Genomic DNA, 15,602 nt, shown 5'->3' with positions numbered 1-15,602 from the left:
CGGCGTCCTCCCACACTGTCGCTATTGTGCCGTCAGCCCGAGATTTCGCACAATCGGCTCCCAGATGGCACGGTCGCGCTGCATCAGAGCCGCCAGATCGGCCGGCGCACCGCCAAGCGGATCGGCGCCATCCTGGACCATCGCGGCGCGGACCGCGTGGTCGTTGAGCGCAGCATTGACCGCCCGGTTCAAGACCTGAACGACCGGTGCAGGCATGCCGCGAGGTCCGTACAGGGCATTCCAGGCCTCCAGCGTCGCGTCCACGCCGGCTTCCTTGAGCGTCGGCAGCTCGGGCAGGGACTCGGAGCGTTTGTCGGTGGAGATCGCAATCGCCGTAACCTGACCTTGCCGGATGGGACCCAGAACGGCGGTAATCGTGTCGATGGAGGCCTGAACGTCGTTGCGCAGGAGGCCCGTCAGAGCCTGGCCGCTGCCGTTATATGGCACCGGCAACAGGTCGATCCCCGCCTTGTCGCGGATCATCTGTAGCAGCACGCGAGCGGTGGTACTGGGGCAACCCACTGAAAGCTGGCCAGGCCGCTGCCTTGCAGCCGCGATCAGCTCCGCCATGCTCGCATAGTTGCTGCCCTTGTTGGTGTTGAGGACCATGCCGAAGCGGAGTACGCCGGCGATCGGCTCGAAATCCTTGACCGGATCAAAGCCGAGCGAAGCGTAGACGAACTCATTACCCGCATGAGTCCCGTTGGTGCCCCAAAGCAGCGAGTATCCATCCGGCTCGGTGCGTGCGGCCGCGGCCGTGCCGATGTTGCCTCCCGCGCCGGCGCGGTTCTCCACCACAAAGGTCTGGCCGAGCTGCCTGTGGAAGAACTCGGCGAAGCGCCGGGCGAACAGGTCGGAGCCCTGACCGGCAGCGTAGGGCACGATCACCCGGACAGGCCGGCTGGGATAGGATGCCTGCGCGCCGGCACCGCGCGTGAAGGCGGTTGTTCCAGCCAGCATGGCCAGCGGACCCGCCAAAATGGTCCTCCTGTGCATAACATGCCTCCCCATGTTCTGTTTTGCTTATCAGGCGCAAAGCCGGGGGCGAATCGTCCCCGGAGCAATTTCGACGAAGGCACCCCGTGGCAGTGACGCCCTTGTTTCAGACGCCGCGGCTCGGCAGCGCCACCGTGCCGGTGCCGAGCACCGACAACTCGCCATCCTGGTTGACGGCCTGCTGCTCGATGTCCACGAGGTGGCGACTGCCTTCGGTGCGCTTGCCAGTCACCTTGCCGTCGATAAACAGCAGATCGCCTTCGGGATTGTGACGGCGGAGCTTGCTGGTGGCGCGCACCAGGAAGCCTTCATCGCCCATCCAGTTGGTCATCTGGTGGGTTAACCAGGAGCAGCGCTCAGGCCCGTAATCATAAGCCCCGGGTGCGCCGACCATCAGCGCCATCTCCGGCTCCCAATGCACACGCTCCGGGCAGTCGGGAATGCCGAAGCGGTTCTTGATGCCGAGGCCGGGATGGTTGCGGATCTGCCGCCAGGCCAGCTTGTTGGCGCGGATGTAGAGGCCGCCCCAGCCTTGGGCAAAGGCCACGAACCCGGTCACCGTCATCGGCCCCTTGGCCATGGTCGGCAAAGCCTCGCCAACCTGCACGTCCTCCCAGTATCGGGGCCTGGCGCCCCGAACTTCCTCGGCCTCATAGAGCTTGTAGACGCGATCCAGTTCCTCCTTGGTGTACACACGGGGCGGCTTGTTCTTCACCTCGCGGTACTTGGTGCCCTGCTCCCGCGCCGCATCGCGATCGGTGCGGAAGCACCAGCTCTCTGCCTCGGCCACCTTGTCGCCGTCATCGCCGTAGAAATCCACATGGTAGATCTGCCGGATGGCTCGGCCGGCAAAGCCTGTGTCATGTTCCACAAGGCCGGCCAAGTGCGCCTCGGTGCGGATGGTCTCGTTGCGGCGCACCCAGCGGTGCCACCGCCAGTCGGCCCCGGACCACATGGCGTGCACACCCGGCAGCCCCCCCACATAGCCTGAGATGATCCGGCTGGTGGTGAACAGGAAGCTTGGCAACGCCACAATGCCGCCGAGCTTGCTGTGATCTGCATAGGCCGGGTCGCACCAGAGGGGGTTGTCGTCGCCGATGCCGTGCGCGTAATGGCGGATTCCGTCTCGGGTCGCCTCGTAGTTCCAGGGCTCGGCAGTGTTCTCGATCGGCTTGCCGATGCGGGTGCGCAGGTCATCGAGCGCCTCCTCCGTAATTTTGGGAAAGTGTCGGGTCGCCGGTTCTTCCAAGGTGGATGCCGACATGCTCGTTCCTCCGTCGATCTTGATGTTCAGGCGGTCACGCGAAAGGCCGCTTCGGCGTCGCGGATGGCCTTGCGGTTGATCTTGCCCGCCGGTGTTTTCGGCAGCTCTGTCACGAAGGCGACCTGACGCGGGTACTCGTGCTGGCTCAGGCGTTCGCGGGTGAAGTCCTGAAGATCACGCGTGAACGTCTCGTCGCCCGGCCGCGGACTGACCACGAAGGCCTTCACCACCTGGCCCCGGACAGGGTCGGGCACACCGATGGCGGCGGCTTCGCAAACATCGGGATGCTGCATCAGCACATCCTCGATCTCGACCGCACTCATGGTCCAGCCCGCGGAGATGATGACGTCGTCTGCACGGCCAGCATGGTAGAAGTAGCCATCCTCGTCCACGCGCCCGAGGTCCTTGGTGGGTACCCACTCGCCGCGTCGCAGAAGGCGGATCTCGCCGATCTCGTTGGGTGGTGCGGGAGTTCCATCCGGTCGCTGCACCTGCACCTCCAGTCCCGGCACCGCCTTGCCCAGCGAGCCGGGTTTAACAACGAAGTCACTCGCTCCCGGGTAGTTGACGAGCGCAACCCCGACCTCGGTCGTGCCGTACATGCTGCAGGCGGGGACGCCAAAGGTTTCGTCGATGAAGCGCAGTGTCTCGGCGTCGATCGGCTCGCCGGTGTAGGACAGCTTGCGGATGGCGAAGCGGAACTGCTTGGCGGCACCGCTGGTGCGCATCATGCGGTAATGGGTGGAGGCCGAGGAAAGGTTCGTGATGCCGTAATCCTGTAAGGCCCGCATCAGCCTGATGGCGTCGAAACGTCCGGCATAGGTCCCTGTGGTCACTCCCATAGCCAGTGGCGCAAGAGTTCCGTGCGCCAGCCCATGCCCCCATGCGGGAGATGAGGGGCAGAAGAACTCGTCGCCTGGACGGATGCCCGTGCCATACAGCGCCGCCAGCATCAGCACCACGATCGAGCGATGCGTGTGCTTCACCGCCGCAGGCAATTCCCGCGTTGTGCCCGAAGTGTACTGAAAGAGCGCCAGATCATCTGCCTCGGTGTCAGGCTGGTATTCTGTTGGGAAGGCGGCCAGTGCCTCCACGAATTCGGAATCGACAACAACGGTCTCCGTCCCTTCGATACCAACTGCCGTCGGTGCCTTCTCAGTGTTGACCAACAAAACCCGTGGAGAGCAGTCGGCAACTCGCAGCCGGACACCCTCCGGTCCGAACAGGGTGAACAATGGCACAGCGATGGCGCCGCACTTCATGGCGCCGAACATAGCCGCATAGAATGGCAGCGACGGGTCGAGCATGACCGCCACCCGGTCACCCGCCACGATGCCGCGGCTCCGCAGCCAATGGGCGATGCGGGAAGAGGTTTCAGCAATGGATCGGAAGGTGATCAACTCGTCACGACCATCGGCATGAGCCACGCGGACTGCCAGGCGCGCAGGATCGACCGCATGCCGGTCGACGCATTCATGCGCGATGTTGAAGCGCGATCGGTTGCCCTCGAAGAACTCCCACAAACGCTGCGGCGTGTAGTTCGACTGCGCGAATGCATAGTCACAGCTTTCGGCGAGCCGTGTCATTGAACGTGTCCCCTTCGGTTTTGACCCGTGGCGACATTCAGACCAGCAGTCTCTTCTGTTGTCAAATAGATTACTCTGTTGTATCTGTACAACATGAACTCCGTTGAGAGCGACACCTCCTCATCTACCGGCAAGGAGACCATCCGTGCCGTTCCTGCCGTGACGCGGGCTATCGCAATCCTGCGCCTGCTGTCCCGAAGCGAAGCACCGCTCGGTGTACAGGTCTTGGCCCGAACTCTTGGCATCGTGCCGAGTACCTGCCTGCATATTCTGCGCGCCCTGGTTGCGGAGGAGATGCTGGTGGTGGACCCTGCGACGAAGCGCTATGCGCTTGCCAGCGGTGTTGTCGCGCTGGCGCGCGGGATGCTCCGGAACGACCCGTTCAGCAACGCCGTCCAGCCGGTGCTAGACCGGCTCGCGACCGGGTACGGCGCGACCGCCATCGGCGTGGAAGCCATGGGCCTCGACCATATTGTCGCACTGGCTCTTGCTCGGCCAAGCCAAGCGTTGCGCCTGCAGGTCGATGTGGGAAGCCGCTACCCGGCCCTGATCAGCGCAACTGGTCGCTGCATCGCAGCCTTTGGCGGCTATCCCGCCCGTGAACTGGATCGGCGCTTCCACACCCTGCGGTGGGAAGACCCGCCGACGCTGGTCCAATGGCACAGCGACATCGAGGCAACCAGGCGCAGTGGATATGCCATCGACGAGGGACGCTATATCGCGGGCGTAACGGTGATCGCGGCACCCGTGATGCAGCGCGGGCGCATCTCGCACTCCATCGTCATTGTTGGAGTGACCGAGCAGCTCCGACGCCAGGGCTTGCTCAAGCTCGGTGCCGCGTTGCAGAGGGAAGCCGCCGAACTGTCGCGGCGGCTTCAGAGCCTGTAGATCGCCGGAGCGGAGAGCCGTCGCAAGTACGACGGTGCGGGCACGACCCCTTCCACCAGCCCTCCCTGCTCCACGCTGCGTCCTTTATGCCCGCTTCTGAGCAGGCCCCACCGGCGGCTTTGCCGGTGCACCAGAGCCTGGTTCAGCCCGTCTACTCGACCTGATCGTCATGGAAGGCCGTGCTTGGGGGTCGGCACTGTGACCGCCTGCGCAACGGTAGCTAGACCCGACACTTTCACGGCGGGCTCCTGAGCCCAGGCATGATTGTGCACCAGACCGTCATCGAAGTTGTCATTGGACATGGTTGTTCTCCTTACTTCGCCGTCGTTAGTTCGGGCACAACAGGCGCATCATGGAACTGTGCTGTTTCCGTAATGTGGGTCATAGCCGTGGTGCTGGACCTGCCGCCGGACGCCGCGCTTGCCACCGCGTCGAAGTAGCCGACGCCGACCTCCCGCTGATGCCGGAGGGCGGTGTAGCCCGCCGGCTCGGCGGCGAACTCCGCCTGCTGCAGCTCAGAGTAAGCCGCCATACCGCGGTTCCTGTAACCACGTGCCAGCTCAAACATGGCATGATTCAGGCTGTGGAAGCCGGCAAGAGTGATGAACTGGAATTTGTATCCCATTGCGCCGATCTCTCGCTGGAAGCGCGTTGCCGCCTCCTCCCCCATCTTCCGCTGCCAGTTGAAGGAGGGCGAACAGTTGTAGGCCAGCAGCTTACCTGGAAATTCCTTATTGATAGCCTCCGCGAAGGCCCGGGCGTCGTCCAGATCAGGATCGGACGTTTCCCACCACAGCAGGTCCGCGTAGGGGGCGTAGGCCAATCCACGCGCGATGGCGTATGACTTACCGACACCGGGCTTGATGCGGAAGAAGCCCTCCTCCGTGCGCTTTCCGCCGATGAAGGGGCGATCACGCTCATCCACATCGCTCGTCAGAAGTTGTGCGCTCTCGGCGTCGGTCCTGCAGAGCAGCATAGTCGGCACGCCTTCAACATCGGCGGCGAGGAGAGCAGCGTTCAAAGTGCGAATGTGCTGCGAGATCGGCACCAGAACCTATCCACCAAGATGGCCGCACTTCATTTCGCTGGCCCGCTGGTCTCCAAATGTACGCCCGCAGCGCCTGCCGCGATCATCGCGCGCATCAGCTCACAGGCGTTCAGGGGTCCGCCAAATCCTGCCTCGGCATCGGCGATGATAGGCGCCATCCACGGTGTAGGATCCCCCACGTTCTCGAGATTGGCGATCTGGTCCGCGCGGCGCAGCGCGGCATTGATGCGGCTCACGACCTTGGGCACAGAGTCCACTGGGTAGAGTGACTGATCAGGGTACATCCTGTCTGACCGTGTTGGCATCGGCGGCGACCTGCCAGCCCGACAGATAGATAGCCTTTAGCCCGGCCTTGACCTGCTGCAGCGCCTGGTTGCCGCTCAGCGCGCCGAGGGTGTTCAGGGCTTCGTTTGCAGCAACTGCCAGAGCCGCCGCGTACCCATCTCGGCGAGGGTATGTCGGATGCGGAAGGAGCCGGCGAGCTGCTCCACGTCCTCGGGCATGTAGTCGAGTCGTATGCCGACGAAGCGGGTCTCCCCAGAAAAGCCACCGCTCGATGCTCCGTCAGGCGACCTGTTGCTGGTGGGACAGTGATGCATGGCACTATTCCTGCTCTTGGGTTGACTCATGAACTCTTGACATTGCACTGCAGGAACGCACGGCTCATTCTTCCTAAGCCCCTTGTAGTTATGGCGAATTCTTCACAGCAGAGGCTGCAGATGTGTAAATTCTGCCGTGCCCCGCGCGCTCATCGGCCGTACCATCCGGCGGCTGCGGGTGGAGCGCAAAGCAACCCGGCAGGCGCTCGCGCAGCGGCTCGGCATCTCCATGAGCTACCTGAACCTGATCGAGGCAGATCAGCGGGGTGTCACCGCGTCGCTGCTCCTGAAGTTGACCAGCTGCCTGCTGGTCGATCTGGCGGCCCCGTCCGGCCAGGTCGAGCGGCAACTCGAAGCCGGCTTGCGCGAGGTCATGGCCGATCCACTTCTGGGGCTGGAGAGCGTTCCGGAGGCAGAGATCCAGGTCGTGGCGGGCAGCGCGCCCAATGCTGCACGTGCGGTCATGGCGCCGGCACCGCGCTGGAGTGATCCAGTACCCACGCATGTTGTCACGCTAGGTTGCGATATCGCGCACGCAGGTGACGTTGTTTATGTGGATGGCCTGTCCCTCGACAGCTGCAGGGTCGGCATAGGACTGCAGTGTCGCCTCTGTGAGAGGCTGGATTGCCGCAGCCGTGCTTTCCCGCCCTTGGAGCACCGGCTCACATTAGATCCCCATGAGGAACGCGCCGCGCCCTGGTCATTCTCGAATGGCTGAAAGGCAGGGGTGGAAGCTTGGGCGGCCATTGCTGCCGACGCACTTTACTGACCTCAGCCTGCTGATGCCCACTCTTCGCAGTCAATGGTGCAGGAAGAGGCTGGCGAAGGATGTCGAAGAAGTTCTGGCCATGCTTGCGGACCGCCCCTCCCGGTGACTTCTAGGCTTGCAGGGGGACAGTAGGCCCCGAGGCGCCGGCTCCCTGTCCGCCGCAGAAGGAAGCAAGGCTAGAGACGGTGCCGTGTTTGATAGAGGCCGTTCTCAGCACGCTTGCGTTTCCTAGCGGCGCCAAGTGAAATTCACGTTGCGGAAAGGAAGGGCGCCGCGCCCACACCGTCCTCGCCTCATCAAGATCATGATGGGCAAGCATGCCAGTGGTCTGGATGCGCGGCCGGTACTGTCCTCTTTTGGATCAAGCAGCCCTGATGGCAGATCATATCCGACGGACCAGAACACCGAAGGCGGTAGCCGCAACCAGGAGGACAACGCCAAGGAAGGCCATCACAGCGGGAAGACCGAAGGCCGAGGCCACCGGACTCGTGAGTGCCTGAAGGATGGCGGCGCCGCCGAAAAACGACAGGTTGACTGCGGCTAGAGCCTTGCCTGCCTGGTCTGGCAACACCGCAGCTCGGGCCAGGGCGAAAAGAAGCGGTTGCACGGCAATGGCCGCTCCGAAGACAAAGAAGGCCATTGTGTCGAACTTGGCAGACAAGACCGGTACGCCGAAGGTGCTCGACATAAAGCCTTGAGACCCTCCTACGGCGACGAGCAACAGAGCGGTGCCCGCTGCTACATGGCCGATCGCCAGAATGGCACCACGCCGGCCGAGGCGACGGTCAACCATGCCGTAGATCATGGGGCCCACGACCATTGCCAAGGTCAACGGCATAAGCGCACTGCCTGCTTCGAGGCGGTCGAGGTGCTTGATCCCCATCAGCCATGGTCCCCCCCAAAGGCCGCGTACGGCGATCGCCGCAGCGAATGAGGAAAAGGCGAGGATGATGACACCCCGCAGCGGGCGGGAAAGGCCAATTCGTACAACCTGAACGGCTTCCGCCTTCAAGGTCGTGTGCTTCGCCGCACGATCAGAACTACCCCCGGGAACAAAGGCAAGGACCAGCGCAGCTATGACAACAGCAAGAGCTGCCGATACCAGAAATCCGGTTCGCCAACCATGTTGTTCAACAAGCCAGGCCATGGGGCTTCCCGATAGCAGCATTCCGGTGTTCCCGACGCCTTGAACAAGGCCAGACCATAAGCCGAACTTCGCTGGCGTCAGCAATTTGGCAGCCAAGGTCATCGGACACAGCAGCATCCCGCAGCAACCTATGCCGAGCACGATCTGCGCGAAGAGGAAGCCGGACGCACCCCCGACGGTGCCGGCAAGCACCGCCCCTACGGTAACGATGGAAAGCAGGACTAGCGAAACCACGCGCACTCCGTAGCGATCAAGTGCCACGCCAACCGGAATCTGCCCCGCTGCAAACGCAAAATGGTAGGCGCCGGTGAGGCTGGCCAAGCTTTCAGGCGAGACGGCGATGTCGGCGCTGATGACATCGGCTGCGATGGCAGGCAGCGTGCGCAACAAATTCGAGAGCATGTGCCCCATAGCGAGCACGAGAAGCGGCGCTCCGAACAAGAGTGTGTCGCGCAGCGACGTCGCACCATGATTGTTCGTCACAGAAACAGAACTCTTATGATTCATGGATCCCTATGCCCTCAATGGTCGCGGCCCGAGCAGCCGATGAATCTTGTCGCCGACCCAGGAGATCCAGCCCTCTCAACTTCATGCTCGGTCATTCGGTGATGCTTGCTGAAGGACACGGTGGCGAGCGGAATCTCTACCGTCGGGGGGCTGGTGAACCCGACCTGGTGCAGGATGGATGCGCCGAGTGAGGCACAGTCGCCAGTTTGCAGATGTCCGACCCCGCCAGGAAGATGCAGGCTGACTTCGCCTTTGGGGAGGTATTGGATCTTTTCACCCTGGTGATCATCCATGCGCGACCTGCCGGCCTGATGCTGGCTATTATTTAGCACGAACGCCACCATTCGGTGATACTCGTTGTCCCGGCCACAATACGAGGACTAGCTGACCGCAGGTTTCGCGACAGTCCGGCGTTCGATACGACGTCCACAGTAGATGAACCTCCGGACACCCTGCCCATCGGGACATTCAGAGCTTGCGCCAGCTTAAGGGCAACCCGAGTCGATGGCCCAGAAGAGCCAAAATCGACCTTGGAAACATAGCTGCGCGTCAACCCAGTCGCTTTAGACAGCTCTTCAAGGGTCAGCCCAGCCTTCGGATGGAAGACGCCTCAGCATAAACTATGGCCTTGAGCCTGAAGGACAGCGATGTAATTCAATACACTTTGGTCGATCTTGGCGGCTTCGCCTGCTGGTGCTTCCTGCCAGCGCTTAATCCGGTCACTGCGCACGCGGTGTGCTCGTTGCGAGTAGTGCGGAGCGGCCACCGTACAGCCTGCCAATCCTGGGCCCTTGTCTGAAATCCAGAGTGTATCGCGAAGAGGTACTCCCATCCTGTATGCGGAATTTCCCTCTGATTCAGGACAAGCCGATGTTTCACGGCTGGATGTCGAGCGCGCAGAAGGACTCCATCCTCGGCATCACGCTCGAGCAAGCGTCGTGGATGCCGTTCGTCGACGCTATAGTGCCAGCCAGATCTGGCCCAGTACCGGACCAATACAGGGTGAAATCATCTGCACGGTGGGGCAACGACGCTACCGGACCGCGCTGCTGTAACTGGCGGCTCGCCACGCCGGAGCCCGTCAGCACGGCAGCACGGCAGCACGGCAGCACGGCAGCGACCCCTCTCGTCGGACATACAAAAGGAACCCAATGATTCCCGTTCTGATCGGTGTCATTCTCGGCGCAGGCCTGACCGGCCTCGTGCAGGACCTTTCAGGCTTCACCTTCGGACCGAGCGTCGATGCTTGAACCGCCGTTCGCGGCGTTGCTCGCCCTCTTCCGAGTACTGGCGGCGCAAGATATTACAGCGCCAGCAGATCGGCGTGAGGTTGATCCTGCCCTTCCAACTCGGTTTGTTTGCGGCGGCATGATGGGCATTCTAGTCGGCGTCGCCATCCTGGCGCTGCTTGGCATGTGCCGGTTCAAGGCACTGCTGGGCATATTGCTGATCGTTGATGCCTGTTGACGCGGCTGGCCCGCAGCCATTCGCAGGTCACGGCAGGTGGCCGTCCTACCAAGGGGCTTAGCGGACTGCTGCCGGCGTCCTGAACAGAAATGATGCACGGCCTTCTCCAGCCAGCCATGGTACCGCCGGCCAGCCTGCTGGCTTCCTTCCATTCTCAATACGCCGATGACAACAGAACCAGCATCGGCCGCTTGGCGATGGCACTGTTCCGACCACTTCGGCTCAGGGAAGCAGCATGGCCCGTCAGAACCGTCCGGATGGCTGCTGCCCCTATAGTCATGGGTCCATCCTCTTGATGACGTACAGCGATACCTGGGAAGGCAGTTGCCCTGCCGCGGCAGCCCTCGCACCACGCAGTCACGCCATGTGCTGAGCGCCGGATGGATTGAGTTCATTGCCGGGAGCCTCGGTGGCGTGGCTAGGAGGCACCATTCTCGGTCGCCAACCTACAACCCCACAAACCTCCCAATTGTAAAATGTCAAGTCTTGCTTTACAAACACGTGATGAACCGCCGCCTAGCAGCGCCCGCACTCATGCAGCCAGAGCATCCAGGTGCGTTGCTGCGTCGGCAAGTCCTCCCCGCGCTCGGGCTCACTGTGAGTCAAGCCGCCATCGACCTCGCAACCACTCGGCAGAACCTGCACCGAATTCTCGCCGGGCAGTCATCTATCACCGCAGAGATGGCTGTGCGGCTGGAGCGCTTCTGCGGTGTCCCTGCCATGTTCTGGCTGGAACGTCAGCAGGCCTACGACCTATCTCGGGCCAAGGATGCCCTGCGGGGCTCCCGCGCCGAGATCGCTCACCATTCTCTCTCCCATGCCGTTCTGGCTCAGATCGGAGCTCCCCATGATCGATGAATCTGCCGTCGGGAGCAAAGCCCGGACCGGCGTTGCTGGCCTGGACGACATTCTGGCCGGAGGGCTCGCTCCAGGTCACCTGTTCCTGCTGGAAGGCAATCCCGGCACCGGCAAAACGACAATCGCGCTCAGCTTCCTGCTGGACGGGGCGCGCAGGGGTGAACAAGGCCTCTACATCACCTTATCCGAGACGGAACGGGAGCTACGGGAGGGAGCCCGGTCGCACGGCTGGAGCCTGCCAGACAACATCAAGATCTTCGAACTTGTGCCACCAGAAAGCCTGCTTGACGCAGCACAGCAACAGAGCTTGCTGTATTCGTCCGACCTTGAGCTCGGAGAAGCGACGAAGCAGATCTTTGAAGCATTCGAGCGGGTTAAGCCTGCTCGCGTAGTGCTGGACAGCCTGTCCGAGATCCGCCTCCTGGCGCAAAGCTCGCTCCGCTACAGGCGGCAGATTCTGGCCCTGAAGCACTACTTCGCACGACTCGGCGCGACGGTGCTGCTGCTCGACGATCTGACTTCGGACACACTCGACAAGACGGTGCACAGTGTGGTGCACGGTGTAATCCGGCTGGAGGAGCTGGCACCGGAATATGGTGCGGAACGCCGCCGACTGCGTGTCTCGAAGTACCGCGGTCAGTCATTCCGGGGCGGCTTCCACGACTTCTGCATCAAGCATGGCGGAGTGCAGGTGTTCCCGCGCCTCATCGCCGCCGAGCATCGTTCCGGCTTTGAACGTCGCCCCATGACGAGCGACATCGCCGAGCTGGACGCGCTTCTTGGCGGCGGTGTCGAGCAGGGCTCGAGTGCCATGGTTCTAGGACCTGCAGGCACGGGAAAGAGCACGTTCGTGCTGCAGTTTGTCGCCGCCGCCGTCAGGCGTGGCGAGAAGGCAGCGATCTTTGTCTTTGATGAGGAGTTGGGCCTACTCTTCAACCGTACCCGCACCATGGGCTTCGATCTGGAGCAAATGCGCAGCAGCGGCATGTTGCACATCGAGCAACTGGACGCGGCCGAGCTTTCTCCCGGCGAGTTCACGCATCGGGTGCGGGCGAATGTCACGGAAGCGCAGGCCAAGACGGTGGTGATCGACAGCCTCAACGGCTACCAGGCTGCGATGCCGAACGAGAACGCGCTGGTGCTCCATGTCCACGAATTGCTGCAGTTCTTGAATCGGCAGGGCGCCACGACCTTCCTGACGGTGGCGCAACACGGGCTGGTGGGCGACATGAAGTCGCCGGTCGACATCACCTACCTGGCGGACACGGTGATCCTGCTCCGCTACTTTGAGGCTTTGGGCAAGGTGCGCCGTGCCGTATCTGTGATCAAGAAGCGCACCGGCGCACATGAAGATACTATCCGCGAGTACCGCATCGGCCCGAACGGTCTGAGCCTGGGTGCGCCATTGAACGAGTTCCAAGGCGTGCTCCGGGGTGTACCGACCTTTGTTGGACGGGCTGAGCCTCTGCTGGACACGTCTACAGCCAAGTGATGCTCAATCCAGCACTGCCTCTGCCTCGTACCTTGCTTTATACACCGCATGGTCGCGATGCGACCATTGCTGAGGGGCTGTTGCATGAGGTGGGCGTCGTGTCCCACATCTGCAGAGACTTGGCGAAGTTCGAGGCTGCACTGTCCGACGATGCTTGCTTTGCAGTGGTCACGGAGGAAGCCCTACAGGGCGCAGACCTCAGCGGCATTGCCGCCAAGGTGGCGATGCAACCCGCATGGTCCGATCTTCCGTTTATCGTCCTGACCCGAAGCGGTGGTGGTCCCGAGAAGAACCCGGCTGCACTGCATCTGACGGAAGTGTTGGGCAACGTCACCTTTCTGGAGCGGCCATTCCACCCGACAACCTTCGTCAGCATTGCCCGATCGGCTTTCAAAGGTCGGCAGCGCCAGTTTGAGGCCCGAGCCCGAATTGAAGAGTTGCGCGAAAGCGAGGGTCGGCTTCAGACGGCCTTGCTCGCTGGGCGACTGGGTTCCTGGGAGCTGGATGTGGAGACGAGACTCCTGACAGCCTCCGCGACCTGCAAGGCAGTGTTCGGGCGCGGACCGGAAGCGCCCTTCAGCTACGATGATTTGCTTCGCAGCATCCATCCGCAAGACCTTGAACGGATGCAGGCCGCCGTGCAGCACTCCATTGCCAACGCTACCGACTATGCCATCGAGTACCGAAACATCTGGCCGGACGGCAGCGTCCACTGGGCCGAAATTCGCGCTCGGCTGGTGCGGAACCGGCTGGGAGGTCGGGCGCGCTTGGTTGGAGTGTCGTCCGACATCACGGATCGGAAGACAGCCGAAGACCGGCTTCGCCAAGCGAATGAGACGTTAGAGGAACGGGTCGCCGCACGCACAGCGGAGCTAAAGCAGGCGCACGACGCCGTCCTTGCCGAAGTGCAACATCGTGAGAGGATGGAGGACCAGCTGCGCCAGTCGCAGAAGATGGAGGCGGTTGGGCATCTTACAGGAGGCTTGGCGCATGACTTCAACAATCTCCTTGCTGGCATCACCGGCAGCCTCGAACTGCTGCAGATGCGTTTGCAGCAAGGCAGAACGGCCGAGCTGGATCGGTTCATCGCTTCGGCGCAAGAAGCTTCCAGCCGCGCGGCGGCGTTGACGCACCGATTGCTGGCCTTTTCGCGCAGGCAGACCCTGGACCCCAGGCCCACTGACATTCATCGCCTCACGGCAGGCATGAGCGATCTGATCACTCGCACGGTCGGCCCGTCCATTACCCTGGACGCGATTGCTGCTCCAGACCTCTGGACAACCCTGGTCGATCCCCACCAGCTCGAGAATGCGCTGCTGAACCTCTGCATCAACGCACGTGACGCGATGCCAGACGGCGGTCGCATTCTTGTGGAGTCCAAGAATGTTGAGCTGGAAGCGCAACAGGCGGAAGGTCACGGTTTGCCACCCGGACAGTATGTATCCCTTGCCGTGACCGATACCGGCACTGGCATGCCTCCGGAGGTCATCAAGCGCGCCTTCGACCCCTTCTATACAACCAAGCCTCTTGGCCAGGGCACGGGGCTTGGCCTCTCCATGATCTACGGATTCGTTCAACAATCCGGCGGGCAGGTCGGCATCTATTCAAAGGTTGGCCAGGGCACCACAGTTCGCCTCTACCTGCCGCGGCATCTTGCGCAACCAGAGCCTGTATCAGAGGAGGCTGGCCTCCTGGTGGCGCCCCGTGCCGCGCCAGGTGAAACTGTTCTGGTCGTCGACGACGAGGCCGCCGTGCGCATGTTGGTCACCGAGGTACTGCGAGATCTCGGCTACAACGCTCTCGAGGCCGCCGATGGCCCTTCCGCCCTGCAGCTCCTTCGCTCATCCGTCCACGTTGATCTGCTGGTCAGCGATGTTGGATTGCCAGGTGGTATGAATGGGAGGCAACTCGCCGATGCAGGTCGAAGTCTACGGCCTGACTTGAAGGTACTGTTCATCACAGGTTACGCGGAGAACGCCGTGATGGGGGAGAAGCACCTTCCAGCCGGCATGGCGGTGCTCACGAAGCCATTTTTGCTCTCGATGCTTGGAGAGAAAATCAGGGCGCTGATCATCGACAACGACGTTCCATCCTGATGCTGTTCCGGTCCGCCATGCAGGCAGTAGGCTACCGGAGTTATTACCTACGCAAGGGTTTGATGGTCTCAATGGCGTTGTTGCTTCCGTTCGGCGGACCAGCATGAGCGGCTTGGCCGCCGGCTGTATCCAACGGAAAGCGTGAGGGTAAGATCGTAGCTATAAATGCCGGCAGAGTGCCCGCATCCTCGGCTGGACGGCATAGCGCAGACTGTGGCGCGACAGTCTCTTCAGAGATGCCGCGGTGCATGAAGCGTTCTGTAATTCCCGCTGGTCTGCCACCAGCACCTGCAATGATCTTCACTCCGGGGACTTGCATGCTGCGGCAGAAGCGCATCTCAGATGGCGCTTCCGCTACCCTTGTGACTCGTATCGGGCGCAGCCTCTCATACCAGCGACGATGTACCTCGAACTGACAAGGATACATCTTTTGGTCGATGCCATAGTGGCATTATTCAACGTCCATGACCGAAAGCCCAATGTTAGAAGAAAATGTCAGAATGCAGTTCAACCGATGAGAAAGGAAGCTACCGTGGAGGTTGGCGTGCGTCCTCAACGTGCAACATCCGCAAGCAGGTATTGAACAAAGATGCCTCTTCGTGCACCGGCTTCCCGTCTCGTAGCTGCACTCTCAACGCATAGGCATTGAAGGAGCAAGTTCCTCAGAGTCCATCAGTTCGCAGCTGCTGCCTCCAGCAACACCGATCTTGGCTTCCGCTGCAAGTCAGAAGATTTCAACTTAATGTGTTACTTGGCGATCCCTCAAGTCATCCCAGTTCCAGGCCACAGCCAGAGGGACAAAAATGTCAGTCACAGAGTCTGGACGGAAACTGGGCGTCGCGATTGTCGGGCTCGGCGGCGCCGTGGCAACCACCGCAGTTGCTG

Annotated in this window: 16 protein-coding genes; 6 read left to right on the top strand and 10 right to left on the bottom strand. The window is 61.9% G+C overall.

Features of this window, described 5'->3' with window-relative positions; translation table 11 throughout:
• Window positions 1-21 precede the first annotated feature (21 nt).
• From ACFOD4_RS05060 to ACFOD4_RS05050, 3 genes are all read right to left on the bottom strand, one after another.
• Window positions 22-978, bottom strand: a complete 957-nt coding sequence (locus ACFOD4_RS05060) for a Bug family tripartite tricarboxylate transporter substrate binding protein (RefSeq protein ID WP_379594843.1) — start codon at window positions 976-978, stop codon at window positions 22-24.
• A 124-nt stretch (window positions 979-1,102) separates the two neighbouring features.
• Complete coding sequence (locus tag ACFOD4_RS05055; RefSeq protein WP_379594842.1) at window positions 1,103-2,260, bottom strand: FAS1-like dehydratase domain-containing protein; 1,158 nt, start codon at window positions 2,258-2,260, stop codon at window positions 1,103-1,105.
• Window positions 2,261-2,286: 26 nt separating this feature from the next.
• A complete protein-coding gene (locus ACFOD4_RS05050) occupies window positions 2,287-3,846 on the bottom strand; it encodes an acyl-CoA synthetase (RefSeq protein ID WP_379594841.1) in 1,560 nt (519 codons plus the stop codon).
• Window positions 3,847-3,924: 78 nt separating this feature from the next.
• On the opposite strand from ACFOD4_RS05050, the gene ACFOD4_RS05045 reads away from it, so the two are divergent.
• Entirely contained in the window at window positions 3,925-4,734 is an 810-nt protein-coding gene (locus ACFOD4_RS05045; protein WP_379594840.1) for an IclR family transcriptional regulator, read from the top strand.
• 167 nt (window positions 4,735-4,901) lie between these two features.
• Here ACFOD4_RS05045 and ACFOD4_RS05040 read toward each other — a convergent pair whose 3' ends face one another.
• From ACFOD4_RS05040 to ACFOD4_RS22090, 4 genes are all read right to left on the bottom strand, one after another.
• On the bottom strand, window positions 4,902-5,036 hold the full coding sequence (locus ACFOD4_RS05040) for a hypothetical protein (RefSeq protein ID WP_379594839.1): 135 nt from the start codon (window positions 5,034-5,036) through the stop codon (window positions 4,902-4,904).
• A gap of 11 nt (window positions 5,037-5,047) precedes the next feature.
• Entirely contained in the window at window positions 5,048-5,782 is a 735-nt protein-coding gene (locus ACFOD4_RS22100; protein WP_456316872.1) for a hypothetical protein, read from the bottom strand.
• A gap of 29 nt (window positions 5,783-5,811) precedes the next feature.
• A complete protein-coding gene (locus ACFOD4_RS22095) occupies window positions 5,812-6,066 on the bottom strand; it encodes a hypothetical protein (protein ID WP_456316871.1) in 255 nt (84 codons plus the stop codon).
• Window positions 6,067-6,180: 114 nt separating this feature from the next.
• Entirely contained in the window at window positions 6,181-6,381 is a 201-nt protein-coding gene (locus ACFOD4_RS22090; protein ID WP_456316870.1) for a hypothetical protein, read from the bottom strand.
• Window positions 6,382-6,517: 136 nt separating this feature from the next.
• On the opposite strand from ACFOD4_RS22090, the gene ACFOD4_RS05030 reads away from it, so the two are divergent.
• Window positions 6,518-7,099 (top strand): short-chain fatty acyl-CoA regulator family protein, encoded by a 582-nt coding sequence (locus tag ACFOD4_RS05030; RefSeq protein WP_379594838.1) that lies wholly within the window; start codon window positions 6,518-6,520, stop codon window positions 7,097-7,099.
• A 433-nt stretch (window positions 7,100-7,532) separates the two neighbouring features.
• On the opposite strand, the gene ACFOD4_RS05025 is transcribed toward ACFOD4_RS05030, so the two are convergent.
• The 3 genes from ACFOD4_RS05025 to ACFOD4_RS05015 are packed head-to-tail and all read right to left on the bottom strand — an operon-like array spanning window position 7,533 to window position 9,390.
• Window positions 7,533-8,804, bottom strand: a complete 1,272-nt coding sequence (locus ACFOD4_RS05025; protein ID WP_379594837.1) for an MFS transporter — start codon at window positions 8,802-8,804, stop codon at window positions 7,533-7,535.
• 14 nt (window positions 8,805-8,818) lie between these two features.
• On the bottom strand, window positions 8,819-9,097 hold the full coding sequence (locus tag ACFOD4_RS05020; protein ID WP_379594836.1) for a hypothetical protein: 279 nt from the start codon (window positions 9,095-9,097) through the stop codon (window positions 8,819-8,821).
• A gap of 32 nt (window positions 9,098-9,129) precedes the next feature.
• Complete coding sequence (locus ACFOD4_RS05015) at window positions 9,130-9,390, bottom strand: helix-turn-helix domain-containing protein (protein ID WP_379594880.1); 261 nt, start codon at window positions 9,388-9,390, stop codon at window positions 9,130-9,132.
• Window positions 9,391-10,046: 656 nt separating this feature from the next.
• Here ACFOD4_RS05015 and ACFOD4_RS05010 point away from each other — a divergent pair.
• The 4 genes from ACFOD4_RS05010 to ACFOD4_RS04995 all read left to right on the top strand — a co-directional run bounded on the left by ACFOD4_RS05010 (window position 10,047) and on the right by ACFOD4_RS04995 (window position 14,717).
• Window positions 10,047-10,271, top strand: a complete 225-nt coding sequence (locus tag ACFOD4_RS05010) for a hypothetical protein (RefSeq protein WP_379594835.1) — start codon at window positions 10,047-10,049, stop codon at window positions 10,269-10,271.
• Between the two features lie 504 nt (window positions 10,272-10,775).
• Complete coding sequence (locus tag ACFOD4_RS05005; RefSeq protein ID WP_379594834.1) at window positions 10,776-11,129, top strand: HigA family addiction module antitoxin; 354 nt, start codon at window positions 10,776-10,778, stop codon at window positions 11,127-11,129.
• Window positions 11,089-12,621, top strand: coding sequence for an ATPase domain-containing protein (locus tag ACFOD4_RS05000; RefSeq protein WP_379594833.1), 1,533 nt, complete (start codon window positions 11,089-11,091; stop codon window positions 12,619-12,621). The genes ACFOD4_RS05005 and ACFOD4_RS05000 overlap by 41 nt, the downstream gene beginning before the upstream one ends.
• A 119-nt stretch (window positions 12,622-12,740) precedes the next feature.
• Window positions 12,741-14,717 carry a hybrid sensor histidine kinase/response regulator gene (locus tag ACFOD4_RS04995; protein WP_379594832.1) on the top strand — a complete coding sequence of 659 codons (1,977 nt, stop codon included), beginning with the start codon at window positions 12,741-12,743 and terminating at the stop codon, window positions 14,715-14,717.
• Window positions 14,718-15,602: the final 885 nt, after the last annotated feature.

The sequence above is a fragment of the Teichococcus globiformis genome (genome assembly GCF_042646265.1).
GTDB classification, from domain to species: Bacteria; Pseudomonadota; Alphaproteobacteria; order Acetobacterales; family Acetobacteraceae; genus Pseudoroseomonas; species Pseudoroseomonas globiformis.
Note: the sequence above shows the minus strand (reverse complement) of the source record. Positions and strands in the feature narration are given on the sequence as shown.